The sequence below is a fragment of the Bacillus sp. JJ1122 genome, assembly GCF_036964885.1.
In the GTDB taxonomy this organism is placed as follows: Bacteria; Bacillota; Bacilli; order Bacillales; family Cytobacillaceae; genus Mesobacillus.
Genome location: NZ_JBALQL010000028.1, coordinates 1 through 15,972, shown reverse-complemented (window position 1 = coordinate 15,972; position 15,972 = coordinate 1). Strand labels below are relative to the sequence as shown.

Below are 15,972 nucleotides of genomic sequence, written 5' to 3'. Positions count from 1 at the left end.
AAGCGATGGCCGACTAAAACCGCCACATCCTGTGGCAACGTCGGCACTAGGACGTCGTGTCCGTCGGAGGGCCGGCCAGTGAAGTCGCTCTTTGACTTCATTGGACGGACCGAAACTAGACATGCGACTCGAGGGGCTAGGCGCTGGAGCTAGACACAAATAGATGTGTTGAAGGTTTATTATTCTTTTATATAACACAAATTTGAGGAGGTTTTTATAAAATGGCAAAAGACATTTTGTTCAGTGAAGAAGCACGCCGTGCGATGCTTCGCGGGGTTGACGCTCTTGCAAATGCAGTAAAAGTTACTCTTGGACCTAAAGGACGCAACGTGGTTCTTGAGAAGAAATTCGGTTCACCACTTATCACAAATGATGGTGTGACAATCGCGAAAGAAATCGAACTTGAAGATGCTTTCGAAAACATGGGTGCTAAGCTTGTTGCTGAAGTAGCAAGCAAGACTAACGACGTAGCTGGTGACGGAACGACTACTGCAACGGTTCTTGCTCAAGCGATGATCCGTGAAGGTCTTAAGAACGTAACTGCTGGTGCTAACCCAATGGGCATCCGCAAAGGTATGGAAAAAGCTGCTGTAACTGCAGTTGAAGAATTAAAGGCTATTTCAAAGCCAATCGAAGGCAAAGCTTCAATCGCTCAAGTAGCTTCTATCTCTGCTGCTGACGAAGAAGTTGGCCAATTGATCGCAGAAGCAATGGAGCGCGTTGGCAACGACGGCGTTATCACAATCGAAGAGTCTAAAGGCTTCACAACAGAATTAGACGTTGTAGAAGGTATGCAGTTCGACCGCGGATACGCATCTCCTTACATGGTAACTGATTCTGATAAAATGGAAGCAGTTCTTGAAAATCCTTATATCTTGATCACTGACAAGAAAATCGGCAGCATTCAGGAAATCCTTCCTGTTCTTGAGCAGGTTGTACAGCAAGGCAAGCCATTATTGATGATTGCTGAAGATGTTGAAGGTGAAGCACTTGCTACATTAGTAGTTAACAAGCTTCGCGGAACATTCAATGCAGTTGCAGTCAAAGCTCCTGGCTTTGGTGACCGCCGCAAAGCTATGCTTGAGGATATCGCTGCATTAACTGGCGGAGAAGTGATCACAGAAGAACTTGGCCGTGACCTTAAATCTGCTACAATCACATCTTTAGGACGCGCTTCTAAAGTTGTTGTTACAAAAGAAAACACAACAATCGTTGAAGGTGCTGGAGACAGCGCACAAATCGCTAGCCGTGTTAACCAGATCCGCGTTCAAATGGAAGAAACAACTTCTGAATTTGACCGTGAAAAGTTACAAGAGCGCCTTGCTAAATTAGCTGGCGGTGTTGCAGTCATCAAAGTTGGTGCTGCTACTGAAACTGAATTGAAGGAACGCAAACTTCGCATTGAAGATGCATTGAACTCAACTCGCGCTGCAGTTGAAGAAGGTATCGTATCAGGTGGTGGCGTTGCGCTTCTAAACGTATATAACAAAGTTGCTGCAATCCAGGCTGAAGGCGACGAAGCTACTGGTGTGAACATCGTACTACGTGCAATGGAAGAGCCAGTTCGTCAAATCGCTCACAACGCAGGCCTTGAAGGCTCTGTCATCGTTGAGCGCCTGAAGCGCGAAGAAGTCGGCACAGGCTTCAACGCAGCTACTGGAGCATGGGTAAACATGATCGAAGCTGGTATCGTTGACCCAACTAAAGTAACTCGTTCTGCACTTCAAAACGCAGCCTCTGTTGCGGCTATGTTCTTAACAACAGAAGCAGTTGTTGCTGACAAGCCAGAAGAAAACAAAGGCATGGGCATGCCAGACATGGGCGGCATGGGTGGCATGGGCGGCATGATGTAATAAAAAGAAAAAAACCCTTGTCGCGTAAGGGTTTTAGAGTAAGTGAATATTGATTTGTTGACATTTTGTTGACATCGAAACTTATTTTAATGTTTTGAACTACAAAATAAGTTTCTGAGAGAGGCCTTTCATTCGTTCACTGAACGCTTGAGAGGCCTTTTCTTTCATATTTTTCGTCATGTGAGCATAAATGTTCATGGTTGTATTTATATCGGTATGTGCAACACGGTGTTGAATTGCTTTTAAATCTACGCCAGCTTCAATTGGAAGTGAAGTATGAGTATGCCTAAAACTATGAAGGGTAATATGTTTAGTAATGTTCGTCTTTTTCAAAGCGTTGTAAACCTTTCATAACGAGTTTAATCGGCAGTGGATACCCTTCTTCTTCAGTGAAAATAAAATTCTCATCACGATAGAATAACCTATTTTTCATCATAAGCTCTTTTTGATGTCGTTTATGCTCCCTTACATCTTTATAACGGTTTCATCCAAAAGTTCCATTTAACTCATGTTCGATTTCTGTTGACGGTATAATCGTTTTATCCTGGAAAGCGCCCATTTGTGTTGGCTAGATTTCTCTGTTGTATATCTGGGTACGTTTTTCTCAGATTTTATTATTGTTAAAATTTGTTGAAATTCTTCCATCATTTTGCCGTTATCCATCGACGATTGTTCAACCGCATTCATCATCTCGTTGATTTTCTCATTTGCTTTTTCTTTTTTTCTGCGGCTCATTTTTATGCTTCGGACCTGTCTTTTTAGAAACTCCAGATCGGATTTTTCCAATTCAAATCACCTCTTATTCCAGCCAGGTATCATCTTGTCATTCTACTTGCTTAATGATCATAGGAATCTCAGCAACAGATGCACTCCGTATAGGAGAATTCAACTTCAATATCACATTCACCTGTAGGTCCGCCCGATCCGCATGGACATTCACATGTAGCAGTTACGAGTATGATCCGTCCCGGAATTGAAAATGTCATCTCGTCTCCGGGTTGAACGGTTTTATCAATCGTTCCGCCATTTTGTTGCAGGAAGTGAAGCGTAACAGGGCAATCTCCAAAGTTCTCTATATCTGTTATCAGATTTTCCAGCGGTCTTATATTGGCTTCCACCAAAGTATGGGTATTTTGGTCACATTCATCTACAAACGCAGCAAATCCAAATCGAACAACAGATTCACATTCACCAGTTTTACATTTTCTTTCTTTGCTCTTTATATATTTATCTTTACTTGACATCGTATTCACCTGCCTTCTGTAGAATGTAATATTCGGGTCAAGCCGGGTAGTCATCATGGCCATCAGGGCAGCAGCAAACACACTGTGAAAAAGTCACAAATGCGCCAGCGTCACATTGATTGCCTGTTCCACATGGACAATTGCATGTAACTGAGACCAAGAGGATACGGCCCGGGATTTGTACCACTCGAATTCCTGCATTAGCCGGGACAGTTTTATTAATCGTTCCGCCCTTTTCTTGCAGGAAGTGAAACGTAACAGAGCAATCTCCAAAGTTTCCTATCTCTGCATCCACGTTTTCCATTGGTGTTGCAGTTGCGTCAATTAAAGTGTACGTGTTTCCGTCACACGGTCTAAATATTTCACCGAAAGCTTCTCGCAGTACAACCATCTTTTCACAGTTGTAATTTTTGCTTTTATCTATGGTTGACATTGTGTTTTTTCCTCCCTTCTTGATGTTATCCCTACATAATATTAAGAAGTACTATAATTTGAGATGGCTAATGGCTCAGTAGATTCGTACAATTATGCATAAAAAAGAGTCTGGCGCGCATTTGGTCCGGTTTCTTCCTGGGCCTTTTATTGCGGGCATTTGGGGAACTCTTACGATAATAGTAGTCAGTCTTAGGGGAATGAGAGAGGATGCATAAAAAATGGTTTAGCTTTATCGGAATGGCTAAACCCTTTAGTATAGGAGGAAAGAGGATTCTATTGTAGGAATTGTAGGTCTTTATGTGCAAGCAGTTGCTATCGTGAATTTCTTATCAGTAAATTGTTGATTACTTTAAAACAAACAGTGATATTGCTAGTTGGGCTTTAAGTTGTTAATGTCTTTATTTTCTTCTTCGTCGTTTGTAACCGCACTGTACAGGCTTTGCACTGAGTGGGACGGCTGCTCCGGGGCTTGATCTTCCGTGTTCTTCCGGGCTTCTGCGTTATTGTTCGGTTGTCATCAGTACACTGATCAGGTAGAAAGTGTTCTTTTTAATATAGTAAACGTGTAAAAGTATAGCTGTGTAAATGGTTATATATCGTTTCATAGATAGGTATTTATAAAGAATATCGAATAAATAAACGCGTGTGGCATGATACACTCTCAAAGGTAAACAGAGAAAAGGGAGATATGGCACTAGAATAGATATGGGCGATATGACTCTTTCAAAACAGTACAAACCCTTCAAATGAAAGACAGGAGGTGCGATACGTTATACAACCGAATGAACGGGCTTACTCTACCAAGGAAGTGGCAGAAGAAGTGGGAATAGCGACTCCCACCGTAAGAAAGTATGGACAAATATTAGAGCGCAATGGATACGAGTTTATGAAGGATGGCGACCGCCGTATTTTTGTCCAATCTGACATTAGTGCGCTCATAGCGCTACGCGATACGGACAAGCCACTGGATGATACAGCAAAAGACCTTGTAGAACAGCAAAAAGGTAGATTAAAAGGATCCAGTGAAACAAATATAGCGACAAGCGATACAAACGATACATATGAAAATTTTCCACAAGACCCTAATCAATTTAAAGAGGTCTTTATGTTTTTAGTTAATGAGCTTGCAGCGGCACGTGAAATGAATGTTCAGTTGGCAAACTAAGAAACAACTTTTGAATTTGACCGTGAAAAGTTACAAGAGCGCTTAGCTAAATTCGCTGGCGGCGTTACAGTCATCAAAGTTGGTGCTGCAACTGAAACTGAATTGAAAGAACGCAAGCTTCGCATTGAAGATGCTTTGAACTCAACTCGCGCTGCAGTTGAAGAAGGAAGGTATCGTATCAGGTGGTGGCGTTGCGCTTCTAAACGTATATACAAAGTTGCTGCAATCCAGGCTGAAGGCGACGAAGCTACTGGTGTGAACATCGTACTACGTGCAATGGAAGAGCCAGTTCGTCAAATCGCTCACAACGCAGGCCTTGAAGGCTCTGTCATCGTTGAGCGCCTAAAGCGCGAAGAAGTCGGCACAGGCTTCAACGCAGCTACTGGAGCATGGGTAAACATGATCGAAGCTGGTATCGTGGACCCAACTAAAGTAACTCGTTCTGCACTTCAAAACGCAGCCTCTGTTGCGGCTATGTTCTTAACAACTGAAGCAGTTGTTGCTGACAAGCCAGTAGAAAACAAAGGCATGGGCATGCCAGACATGGGCGGCATGATGTAATCTGCCCCTCGAACCCTTAATATATTAGGGTTTTGAAGTGGTTTTTTAACAAAATGCTAACAATGTAAATTAAGAGAGGCTTCTCATTAGTTCATTGAACTTCTGGATAGCCTCTTTTTTTCTCGTTTAGAAAGAACAGAAGAGAGGTATTTTTTCTTTTCTTAGTTGGTAAAAATTATTTTTCGGAAAATCCCCCCAAAATGCAAATAATATTCTTTGGGTATATTCGTGTTTTCCATCCTTGAAATTTAATTATTTGATAAAGAAGAGGAATTCCCTCACAATAAACGTACTCATTCTCTCTCGACGAAAAAAGAGGGAATCGTTTAGTGGAGCATGCTGCATCAAAAAGTGAAAGGAGCTTTGCCATGAAGGAAGTAAACCGCCAAATTGTATTAGCGAACAGACCTAAAGGTATGCCTGGAGCTGAGACATTTCAGTTTGTAGAACATGACATTCGAGAGCTTGCGGAAGGGGAAGTTTTACTGCGTACGCTTTATGTGTCTGTTGATCCTTACATGAGGGGCAGAATGCAAGATGCGGAATCATATATTGAACCTTTTCAACTTGGTAAAGCGATTGAAGGCGGTTCAATTGGAGAAGTAGTGGAATCTAAGTCTGAAAACTTTAAACAGGGTGATATCGTTATTGGGATGTTTGGCTGGCAGACGCATTATGCGGCAAAAGAGAAGGAAATCAGAAAAATCGACCCATCGTTAGCACCGATTTCAACGTATTTAGGCATATTAGGAATGACGGGACTAACCGCTTATTTTGGATTATTGGATATTGGGAAGCCAAAAGAAGGAGAAACGGTCGTTATTTCTGGAGCGGCAGGAGCAGTCGGCTCTGTTGTAGGGCAAATTGCCAAAATAAAAGGCGCGCGAGTAGTTGGAATTGCGGGGTCTGAGGACAAGATCTCTTTCTTGAAGGATGAGTTGCAATTTGATGAAGCGGTTAACTACAAAACAGCTGGGGACTTGAAGCAAGAAATATCCGAGGCATGTCCTAATGGAGTGGATGTTTATTTTGATAATGTCGGCGGTGAGGTATCGGATGCAGTGCTTGCGAACCTGAACCGATATGCACGCATACCTGTTTGCGGATCGATTTCTTCTTATAACCTGGAAAGTGTAGATGTGGGACCTCGTGTGCAAACAACGTTGATTAAGAAAAGCGTGCTCATGCAAGGTTTTACGGTAGGTGACTTTTCCGCTCGGTTCCAGGAGGGTGCAATCCAGCTTGGGAAATGGCTGCAGGAAGGTAAGCTTCAATACCGGGAAACCATTCGAGAAGGCTTTGAAAATATCCCGAATGCATTCCTTGATCTCTTTAATGGCAATAATACAGGTAAGCTGCTTGTAAAAGTGGCTGACCGGCAATATGAACAATAAGCAAATGACCAATAAAAAACAAAGGGCACCTGCTAGCCAGGCGCCCTTTATTTTTATTGGTCAGATTCAACAGCTTTTCTGGCTTGTTTGGAAGGCCAGAACACGTATTTCCCGATCCATACCGTTAAGGCAGGGACTAGGAATGGACGGACGATAAAGGTATCGAGAAGTACACCGATGGCTGTGACAATTCCAAATTGGACTAGTACTTGTATTGGCAGGGTAGTGAGCACCGCGAAGGTTCCTGCCAGGATGAGGCCTGCGGACGTGATGACCGACCCTGTCTGGGCCACTCCTTCTTTCACTGCTAGTGGCAGGGCGTGCTTCCTGCCCTTTTTCCATATGCTTGAAACCATGAAGATGTTGTAGTCTTCTCCCAAAGCGACAATGAACACGAAGGCATATAATGGGATGAACCCTTGAATCGCATTGAAATCAAGTAAATAGTGTAGAACGAGCCAGCCCAGTCCTAATGCACTGAAGTAGGACAAGAGCACGGTTGCCATTAGGTACACCATCGCAACGAGTGAACGAAGGTAGAAGAACAATAACAAGGCGATCATTACGATAATCACAGGGATGATGATTTTCGCATCTTCATCGGTCACGCTTCGTGTGTCATATTGGTCAGCTGTTTGACCGGCGATCCATACTTTGTCAGATGATTTTTCGACTCCCTCAGACTTTAGGGAAGAAGCGACCGTTTTCTGGATGACTGGAATTCGATCCATCGCTTCATTGGAATATGGATTATCCTTCAGTTCAACTGTGTAAGAGAGCAGATTAGGGTCAGATTTTCCTTGCTGTGGTTCGGAAACCTTTGCAACGAAATCAAGGTCCATTAACTTTTCGGCTGCTTTGACATCTTTTCCTTCCGTTTGAACCATTATTTGCAGAGGAGCAAGCTCACCAGGAGTGAAATGGTCAGAAATCAGCTGGAACCCTTCTCTTGAAGGCATATCCTCTGGAAAAGAAGACAATGTATCAAATGTATACGTGATATTTGTTGCTGAATAAGCGAGCAGTCCAAGAACCAAAGTGGTAACAATTGTGATGGATTTTGGGAACTTCGTGATGAAGTGGCCGAATGCCCTGCCAACTTTGTGTTTTTCTTTCGGTTCTGGAACAGGCTTTCCTTTTTTCAGAGCGCGTTCCTTGATCATTTCCTCTGTTCTAGGGATGAACGGGAAGAAAGAAACCCTTCCAAGGATGCTTAATAGCGAAGGAACGAGAGTTAAACTAGCAATCATCATGATCAAAATCGATAAGCTGAACGGCACGGCAAACCGCTGAATGGAACCGTACTGGGCAAGAAGAAGTGCTAAAAGCGAAAACACAACGGTTAGTCCACTCATGGCGATCGCTCCTGAAGAGTTGCTTAAAGCTTTTTTCAGGGCAGTCAGTTTGTTATCTTCTTCTTCAAGCTGACTACGATATTGAGCTATCAAAAAGAGACAGTAATCCGTTCCTGCTCCAAATAGAAGCACGGTCATAATCGACAATCCCTGGGAATCAAACGTCACCCATTCTTCTTTCCCAGCGATGCCAAGCAGCGGACTGATGACACCATAGGCGAAGCCAACGGCTATTAGAGGCACTAATGCCAGAATTGGTGAACGGTAGATGACAAGAAGGAAGACAAGTACCAGGATGACGGTTGCTAGCAACAGCTTCACATCTCCCTGTGCAAACAGTTCTGTTGCATCAACTTGAATGCCAACAGGGCCGGTTACTCGAACGAGCAAATCGTCTTCTGCTTTCATCGTTGTCTTTAGTGGGTTTTTCACAAAGATACTCGAAACACGCTTATCCAAAGCTTCGATACTGTCATTTAGATCTTCTGTACTGGCTTCTTTGTCAAAAAGGACTGGAAAAATAAAGGCCTTTCCATCTTCGGATAATTGTTCCTTAAGAGCAGGCAGCGGTATCTGGTGCAAAGGAATGCTATCGAGCTGGTGCGGCAGTTTTTCTTTCGAAAGGCCTTCGGACAACTTTTGGATGCTTTGTAAATCTCCATCCGTAATACCAGTGCTTCGGTACCAGGTAAGCAGTGCAGGCTGGCCTGAACCTGATGGGAATTCTTTTTCAGCGAGCTTTTGCGCGATCACAGATGGCTGGTCATCGGTAAGGTTGGCAGCAAGGTTATTTTCATAGGAATTCGCCTGCGGGAAAATCATGTTCAATAAGGCTACGACGGCAATCCAGATGACCAAGGTCAGCCATTTTCCGATTTTCCCTCCAACAGCTTTCGTATAGGTATGGATAAATCCTTTCATTTCTAACTCCCCTTCCTTATCATTCGATAAGTTTAGATTATATAGATAGTAAATAAACGTGATAAAGAAAGATTAAACGGAAATGAAAAACTTATCAAGTGATAAGTGTGCTGCAAAAAAATATAAATATGTTTATATTTTTTTTTCCTCTGAAGCAATGCCATATAATAATACATTAACAAGCATTTGGACATGCTGCTCGTAAATTTTCTTTTGCTCCTGTGGTGAAGCTCCTGCCGCCTGTGCTGGGGAATGGCTCAGCATATTCAACAGTAAAAAGGCGGAACTGACCGAGTCTGCCCCAAATACCTCAGGATTGCGGAGTTCGCCATTCTGGATGCCCTTATCAAAAATCTCTGCCAACGGATGGACGTAGCTGTCAAACCAACTTTTAGAGATCAGCTGACGGGATTCAGGATTTAGTTCTTGTTGAATGTCCCTGAACATTTGATGCATTTCTTCTGGTTTATTCAGCAAGATATAATGGGCGATTCCCATTAGACATTCCTTTAGATCCTTATGGCGTTTTATGATTCTTTCCAAACTGTTTTTCGTTTTCTGAAGCTCGGTCAGGATGACTTCGATATAAAGGGTTTGCTTATTTTTAAAATGGTGATATAGAGCTGGCTGCGTCACTCCGCAGGCTTCGGCGATTTGCCTGGTCGAAACAGCCCGATAGCCTAATTCCATAAACAGCTTATGTGCTGTTTGAATGATCGTCTGTCTTGTTTCACCCAAATCAGCCGTTTCATGGTTTTTCATCATGCAAAATCCTTTCCTCAGATCCTTACTTTCATCTTATCTTCTAAGATAATTCAAGTCAAAGTGTTATTGAATGCTAGAATAATGTGAGAAACATTTCGGATTGCAATTCAGTAATAGATTGTGTACTCCAATTTGGTTTGTATCGTATGCCGATACGACTTGCAAATAAAGCTAAAAACATTCATATTAATAGAAAAGGAGGTTCGATATGCGACGCGATATACAACCTAATGAACGAGCTTTCTCCTCGAAGGAAGTAGCGGAAGAAGTGGGTATTGCCACTCCTACTGTTCGTAAGTATGGCCAGATCTTGGAGCGGAATGGCTATGAGTTTTTAAAAGATGGCGATCGACGTATTTTTGTTCAAACGGACATCGGAGCGCTTATAGCGTTACGCGATACAGACAAGCCCCTGGACGATACAGCGAAAGATATTGTATCTCAGCAAAAAGAAAGATTGGAAGAGTCTAGTGGAACCGAGGTTGTGATTTCTGATACATATGAGAATTTACCCCAAGACCCGAATCAATTAAAAGAAGTACTAATGTTAGTCGTCAATGAACTTGCTGCGACACGGGAAATGAATGCCAAGCTGACAAATGATATGGCCCAGCTTAAAACAACGGTTTCAAGACTCCAGCAAGACCATCATGTTATAAGTTCTACTATTGGCAATTCCGCGCAGAAAACGAATGTTAAAATTGAAAAATTAACTGAACAACAAAAAAACTATTATGAAACTATGCTGCAGCAAGAACAACAAAAAAGCGAACTCTTGCAAAAAGAAATCCAAAGCATGCGGGAAGAACAGCAAAAAGAATGGCGTTCACAAAATGATTTTAATAATCGTTTAGAAGAAGCGATCCAAAGACCAAAAGATAAATGGAGTCTGTTTTTTTCCTTATTCCGAAAATAGCAGATTTTGTTCATTCTATCTGGTTATCGAAAAAACAAAGGCATAATAGATATTAATTTCTTAATCGATATGCAGGTAATCGGACTTCGTAAATTGAAAAAGGTGAAAATCATGATCGAGGCAGTTGAAAGTCCATTTCGACTGGACAAGAAGGGTTAATCGGTTCTTTTTCATTTCGTATCGCAGGGTGATATAAGTGACAGTAAAATTCAAAATTGATATAAAATTAAACTAGGGTCAAAGATTTAACACCTTTTGAAGACTATAGTGGTGAAACGACATGGAACACTATAGCGTTTCGTGATACGTACAAGACCTATACGATATACTGAAAAATCTTTTGTATCAGCATAAGTTCATTAGAGGATTCATTGACCAATAGTTATCAAACATAACCCATGTTCTCATTTTTCAAATTTCAACAATTTCCCGAGAAATATCTACAAGTTTCGAGTGAATATCGACAAACTTAAAGAATTAACATAGAGGCCTTCCATTCGTTTTCTGGACTTTTGGGAAGCCTCTTTTTGTGTTGTTTTTATTACTAAATAGCCAACAACATCCATTTTTAATAACAGAATATTCATTTCAATAAGAGTAACTCTTGCAAAAAATATGTCAAAGCCTATAGGGTTTGTCCAAACCACTAATCTTTGAGAATCATAGAGTATAGTGACCGTTTATGAAATTGGTCAAAAAAATAAGAGAGGTGAGTGTAATGACAATTATTTGTGTCCCAAATGATCAGCCGACAATCCAAGCCGGAGTGAATGCCGCGAATCCTGGTGATGTCGTATTGGTCAAGTGTGGATTCTACAGAGAATCGGTGGTGGTTGAAAAAAACTCCATACGGATCATTGCTGAGGAGAAACATGGAGTTACCCTTGAAGCCAATAACAGAGGAGAGAACCCGTTCAGTCTATTAGATGTGACGGATGTGGAAATCTTCGGCTTCGTAATCCAAAATTCCTTAAGAGGTGTCTGGGTCTATTTAGGCGGCTTTCATCGCATCATTGGGAATGTCATGCAAAACAGTGGCGAGGGTATCTTACTTGAAAATTCCACTGGTAACTTTATGTATCAAAACACTATTCGTAATAATGACTCCGATGGGGTGATCTTCGGTTGGTTCCCTGGTTCATCTAATAACTGGCTGGTAGAAAATGAAATAATTGAAAATGGAGGGGACGGTGTAGATGGCTGGACAGCCACCGCAACTGGAAATGCCTTTATAAACAATAAGTCTGTCTGCAATGCTCAAGATGGCTTTGTGGTAAGAGGGCAAAACACACTTGTATATGGCAACCATGCGGAAGGCAACTCCTTTAACGGTATTTTAATCGCAGATGGCAACAATTCTGTTGCTGTAAACAACAATGTTAAAAACAATAAATACGACGGTATTGAAATTTCAAGCCAAAGCAATATTGCATACGGCAACGAAGTGGAAGAAAACTGCCAATCCGGCATTGAAGTGAACGGAAACCTAAACATCGTTCAAGATAACGATGTAGAAGAAAATCATGACGATGGTATTGAGATTAACGGCAATGACAATTCAATCTTCGGTAATGAACTAGAAGGCAACACTCCGCAAAACATCGACAACAATGGAACGAACAATAACATCTTCGATAACGATAATGACTAACAAAGCGAATGCATCAACACGGCTTTGGCTGAAAAGGATTGCATGCTAGTGTTACAGCTGAAGCCATTTAGCGGATAAAGTAATTAAAAAGAAACGTTAAATGATCTGCCTCATAAAAGTGAGGCGGATTTTTTATTGAATAGGCTATGTTAAAGCTGAATTTGATTTTAAACCCTGTTGATTGTAGTGTAAGGCGCGTAGACTCCTGCGGGCGCAGCTGGTCAGGTGAGACCCCGCAGGAGCGCAGCGCCAGCCCCGCGGAAAGCGGAGCGCCTGGAACGAAAATCGACAGCTTTGTTTAACAGAGCCATTGAATAAAAAGAGCATTGCTTAGTTCGAATACAGTACTTCACTTCGAGATGCTGTTCATTATTAAATTGGACTGGAATTTTTTCATGACGACAGGACGATAAAGCGGACAAGGCATTTATTTCATAATAGAATCATATAAAGGGTGAATGAGACAGTCATGTAAAAAGGTACATAGGTCCCAGGAACTTTTCTGCCAGGAAGCCGTAAATTAATCTGCAAATAGAGGACGATCCGAAGGAGGAAGCCATGAATTCCAAGAATCCTATTTTAACGGTGATGCTGCTGGTAATGAGCGCGATTTTTATTCTTTCGGGCTGCAGCGACTCAAGTCCGAGCGACGCCAAAGCGAAAGCGGAGAAAAAAGAAGAGGATAAATATGAAAAGCTCGTAAAGGAAAAAAACAAGGAAATAGAGCTTCAGCCACTTGAGATCAGTTCTTATAATCAAGAAATTAATTCGACATTTACAAAACCGGAGCACAAGGAGTTTGCTGTTAACGGGGAAGTGATTGTAGAAGGCAAGGTTGAAAAATTTTCTTCGTTAAAATCGAATTATGTCTGGATCAAGGTATCGGCTGAAGAGGAAGGCCCTGCTGGAAATCAGCATGAGTACTACACGAAATTAAAAGAAGGAAAGTTCAAGCAGAAGATTCACTTTTTCAATGGTGAGGGGAAGTACCATGTGAGTGTCCAGATTCCGAGTACTGAAACGGAGAATTATTATTTTGAGGCAACGGCTTTTGATGTCCACAATGTCAATCCTGAAATTGTTCGAGATATTACGCTGACTCCCTTTGGCCAGGATGCCGAAGTGACTCTCCTAAACATGGACTCAAGCTATATAAAAGAAAATGAGATTTTTAGCTTAAAAGGGGAAGCGGGTAAGCTTGCTGATGAGGATACCGTCATGCTTAAGCTTACAAAGGGTTCGGAAAGCTGGAAGCATGTCCTTCCAATCAAGAATGGGCATTTCAGCTATGATGTACCGTTATTTTACGGGAAAGGCGTACATGAGCTGGAGGTTCTGGTGCCGGATAAAGAACGGGAAAATTACTACCAGACTGCTGCGACAATTTTGATTGATAATGAGTCCGATCGTACGATGCTGCCAATCGAGTATATGGATGTCTACCGCGAAAGAGGAGTTACCCTGGAGTCGCCGGTCTTTGGGGGCGAGGAGACGGATGGCATGTATCATGTGAAAGGAAAAATCGATCCAAATGCTGAGTTTGGGCCTGAAACTACACATATTTATATCACGACTAAAAAAGGTGAAGATGAAGCTTTAGACGTAATTCCAGTTAAGGATTTCAAATTTGATGATTCTTTTTATCTGCGGTTCGGCCCTGGGACGTATGAGGTTGTCCTCAGTGTGCCGGAGATAAAAGAAGAGAATAGCGACTACTTCAGGTATTTTGGTTTTGCCAAGTTCGAGGTTGAATCGACTGGCGAAGATCGACGCGACCTGCTGCCATCAAGGGGCGTACAATCCGATGCTGAACCGATTAAACAGTTGGCAAAGGAAATTACGGCCGGAAAGAGCACGGAAAGAGATAAAGCGAAAGCGATTTATGAATATGTAGCCAAAACGGTTGCTTATGATGTTGAAAAGCTGGAAACGGATGATTTCAACTGGGATGACAGTGCTTTGAAAACCCTGGATTTGAAAACTGGTGTCTGCCAGGATTATTCGTATCTGACAATTGCCTTGCTGAGAGCGAGCGATATTGAAGCCCGGTTTGTTGAAGGGATGGCAAGAGGCGGCTGGTGGCCATCAAAGCATGCATGGGTAGAAGCGGATCTTGAGGGCGAATGGGTTACAATGGACCCGACATGGGGCTCAGGTTATGTGGATGATGATAAGTTTGTCGCCAGGTACGATGAAAAGTATTTTGATCCTAATATGGAAGAGTTCAAAAAGACTCATACTCGGACTGGAGTGTCATATTAAAAATCTTGCAGCATATAGAAGGACTACTTCCAAGGAGGTAGTCTTTTTTTGTTATTTAGCCCCCAATCTATCATTGTTGCCACCATTCAATATAAGAATGGTGGCTAATTTTTAGTTAAAGCTTGATGGGATTTATTCCTGAACGGAGAATACTCATCAAATTTGAATGATATTAACTTTTAGTAAGGACATGAGCTGTTTCCCAATCAACGGTGTCAACAGGAACCGGATCGACCGGATTAACATGACAAACGGGGGAGGATGAAGAAGATAGCCAGAAGCAAGAGGGAATTAGGAAATTCAACCACCATTTGTTCTACCAAAAGATTGAGGTTACGGTGTAGTTGGCGATTTTGCCCAGTTTTTCATGGTCTGCGAGATAACATTAGACCAATATATAGAATTAGATAAACATTGTCCCCAAATTTTAACCTCCTTCACAGCCTCCACCTCCATTTATATTCTAAGGCAGGTGTGGAATTTCCCTAACGCTTCCAGAATTTATATAAATAGTCCAATCCCCTGTAGAGAAATCCCCATAAAATATTGTGTTCTCAATAAAAAATAAGGGAGTGAGATAATTGAGAGATAAAGAGAATCATAATAAGGAAATTTCTGCGAATATTAGCAATTGTACAAACAGAAACGTAGTACCGGAAGTGAATTTTGATGCAAAAATAAGCAAGGTACCTGTCGTCTTAGCTGAGATTGAAGTGAGTACTCAGGTTAAAGCTAACATTTCCTTTCCCGAAGATGTATTGGAAATCAAGGATATAAAAAAACGAGTAGTTCTTGTGCAATGTCGTCTGCTTGTGCCAACCGACCAGTTATTCATAAAAGGATATGTAGAAAAAAATATCAGATACGCTGCTGCACCAGCAGGATGGATGCGGAAGTCTATAGACTCAAATATCCGATCTCTTACCGTGAAAGTTCCTTTTGAGTGTACCACTACAATTAGGGAGTTCATTACTCGTCCAGTAAACGTTAAATTTAACCAGCGCAGTGAATTTGATTTTTTGATTACCGAACCTTTACCGGAGGGCTTTCCTGAAAAAGATGAACTGCTAACGAGCGACCCTTCGCAATTTCATCAAACTAGTACTCAACACTATAATGAAATTCCATACTGTGATTTGATCTCCAGCGATATTATAGAGTGGGATGAAGCAACGGACAGGGTACTGTTACAAGAAGGAGCAATATTTGAAGGAACCTTTAGGAACATCGTGGAAAAGATGATTGTCAATTTTACAATCAAGCTGCTTCAGAAACAACAAGTGCCAATTGGTGGAGGAGCGATAGGGCCGACCGGGCCGACCGGGCCAACAGGAGCAATCGGAGCCACAGGAGCCACAGGAGCCACAGGGCCAACCGGACCAACAGGACCGACAGGACCGACAGGACCAACGGGACCGACAGGACCAACAGGACCGACGGGACCAACAGG

Annotated in this window: 14 protein-coding genes; 8 read left to right on the top strand and 6 right to left on the bottom strand. The window is 42.1% G+C overall.

Annotation, left to right across the window (positions count from 1 at the left end; genetic code table 11):
• Window positions 1-221 precede the first annotated feature (221 nt).
• A complete protein-coding gene (gene groL / locus V7201_RS16940) occupies window positions 222-1,853 on the top strand; it encodes a chaperonin GroEL (protein ID WP_335377936.1) in 1,632 nt (543 codons plus the stop codon).
• A gap of 99 nt (window positions 1,854-1,952) precedes the next feature.
• On the opposite strand, the gene V7201_RS16935 is transcribed toward groL, so the two are convergent.
• The 4 genes from V7201_RS16935 to V7201_RS16920 form a co-directional block, all read right to left on the bottom strand.
• Complete coding sequence (locus V7201_RS16935) at window positions 1,953-2,186, bottom strand: tyrosine-type recombinase/integrase (protein ID WP_335377935.1); 234 nt, start codon at window positions 2,184-2,186, stop codon at window positions 1,953-1,955.
• 168 nt (window positions 2,187-2,354) lie between these two features.
• On the bottom strand, window positions 2,355-2,639 hold the full coding sequence (locus V7201_RS16930; RefSeq protein WP_335377934.1) for a hypothetical protein: 285 nt from the start codon (window positions 2,637-2,639) through the stop codon (window positions 2,355-2,357).
• Between the two features lie 68 nt (window positions 2,640-2,707).
• Window positions 2,708-3,097 (bottom strand): hypothetical protein, encoded by a 390-nt coding sequence (locus V7201_RS16925; RefSeq protein WP_335377933.1) that lies wholly within the window; start codon window positions 3,095-3,097, stop codon window positions 2,708-2,710.
• 37 nt (window positions 3,098-3,134) lie between these two features.
• On the bottom strand, window positions 3,135-3,530 hold the full coding sequence (locus tag V7201_RS16920; protein WP_335377932.1) for a hypothetical protein: 396 nt from the start codon (window positions 3,528-3,530) through the stop codon (window positions 3,135-3,137).
• Window positions 3,531-4,292: 762 nt separating this feature from the next.
• Here V7201_RS16920 and V7201_RS16915 point away from each other — a divergent pair.
• From V7201_RS16915 to V7201_RS16905, 3 genes are all read left to right on the top strand, one after another.
• The gene (locus V7201_RS16915; RefSeq protein ID WP_335377931.1) at window positions 4,293-4,697 is read left to right on the top strand and encodes a hypothetical protein; all 405 of its coding nucleotides are present in this window, start codon (window positions 4,293-4,295) and stop codon (window positions 4,695-4,697) included.
• Window positions 4,698-4,769: 72 nt separating this feature from the next.
• On the top strand, window positions 4,770-5,258 hold the full coding sequence (locus tag V7201_RS16910) for a TCP-1/cpn60 chaperonin family protein (RefSeq protein WP_438825068.1): 489 nt from the start codon (window positions 4,770-4,772) through the stop codon (window positions 5,256-5,258).
• 368 nt (window positions 5,259-5,626) lie between these two features.
• A complete protein-coding gene (locus tag V7201_RS16905; RefSeq protein WP_335377930.1) occupies window positions 5,627-6,652 on the top strand; it encodes an NADP-dependent oxidoreductase in 1,026 nt (341 codons plus the stop codon).
• A 53-nt stretch (window positions 6,653-6,705) separates the two neighbouring features.
• On the opposite strand, the gene V7201_RS16900 is transcribed toward V7201_RS16905, so the two are convergent.
• Together V7201_RS16900 and V7201_RS16895 are read right to left on the bottom strand one after the other, a co-directional pair.
• Entirely contained in the window at window positions 6,706-8,928 is a 2,223-nt protein-coding gene (locus tag V7201_RS16900; RefSeq protein ID WP_335377929.1) for an MMPL family transporter, read from the bottom strand.
• A gap of 132 nt (window positions 8,929-9,060) precedes the next feature.
• Entirely contained in the window at window positions 9,061-9,693 is a 633-nt protein-coding gene (locus V7201_RS16895; protein WP_335377928.1) for a TetR/AcrR family transcriptional regulator, read from the bottom strand.
• A gap of 208 nt (window positions 9,694-9,901) precedes the next feature.
• Between V7201_RS16895 and V7201_RS16890 the strand changes: the two genes are divergently transcribed.
• From V7201_RS16890 to V7201_RS16875, 4 genes are all read left to right on the top strand, one after another.
• Window positions 9,902-10,609, top strand: a complete 708-nt coding sequence (locus V7201_RS16890) for a hypothetical protein (RefSeq protein ID WP_335377927.1) — start codon at window positions 9,902-9,904, stop codon at window positions 10,607-10,609.
• Between the two features lie 796 nt (window positions 10,610-11,405).
• A complete protein-coding gene (locus tag V7201_RS16885; RefSeq protein ID WP_335377926.1) occupies window positions 11,406-12,260 on the top strand; it encodes a right-handed parallel beta-helix repeat-containing protein in 855 nt (284 codons plus the stop codon).
• Between the two features lie 558 nt (window positions 12,261-12,818).
• Window positions 12,819-14,522, top strand: a complete 1,704-nt coding sequence (locus V7201_RS16880) for a transglutaminase-like domain-containing protein (RefSeq protein ID WP_335377925.1) — start codon at window positions 12,819-12,821, stop codon at window positions 14,520-14,522.
• Between the two features lie 581 nt (window positions 14,523-15,103).
• Window positions 15,104-15,972, top strand: an 869-nt coding sequence (locus V7201_RS16875; RefSeq protein WP_335377924.1) for a CsxC family protein, incomplete at its 3' end; no start/stop codon positions are given.

What these genes read in the sequence shown, in the direction of transcription:
- groL (WP_335377936.1), top strand. Translation starts at nt 222, where the DNA reads ATGGCAAAAGACATTTTGTTCAGTGAAGAAGCACGCCGTGCGATGCTT.
- V7201_RS16925 (WP_335377933.1), bottom strand. Translation starts at nt 3,097, where the DNA reads ATGTCAAGTAAAGATAAATATATAAAGAGCAAAGAAAGAAAATGTAAA.
- V7201_RS16920 (WP_335377932.1), bottom strand. Translation starts at nt 3,530, where the DNA reads ATGTCAACCATAGATAAAAGCAAAAATTACAACTGTGAAAAGATGGTT.
- V7201_RS16905 (WP_335377930.1), top strand. Translation starts at nt 5,627, where the DNA reads ATGAAGGAAGTAAACCGCCAAATTGTATTAGCGAACAGACCTAAAGGT.
- V7201_RS16900 (WP_335377929.1), bottom strand. Translation starts at nt 8,928, where the DNA reads ATGAAAGGATTTATCCATACCTATACGAAAGCTGTTGGAGGGAAAATC.
- V7201_RS16895 (WP_335377928.1), bottom strand. Translation starts at nt 9,693, where the DNA reads ATGATGAAAAACCATGAAACGGCTGATTTGGGTGAAACAAGACAGACG.
- V7201_RS16890 (WP_335377927.1), top strand. Translation starts at nt 9,902, where the DNA reads ATGCGACGCGATATACAACCTAATGAACGAGCTTTCTCCTCGAAGGAA.
- V7201_RS16880 (WP_335377925.1), top strand. Translation starts at nt 12,819, where the DNA reads ATGAATTCCAAGAATCCTATTTTAACGGTGATGCTGCTGGTAATGAGC.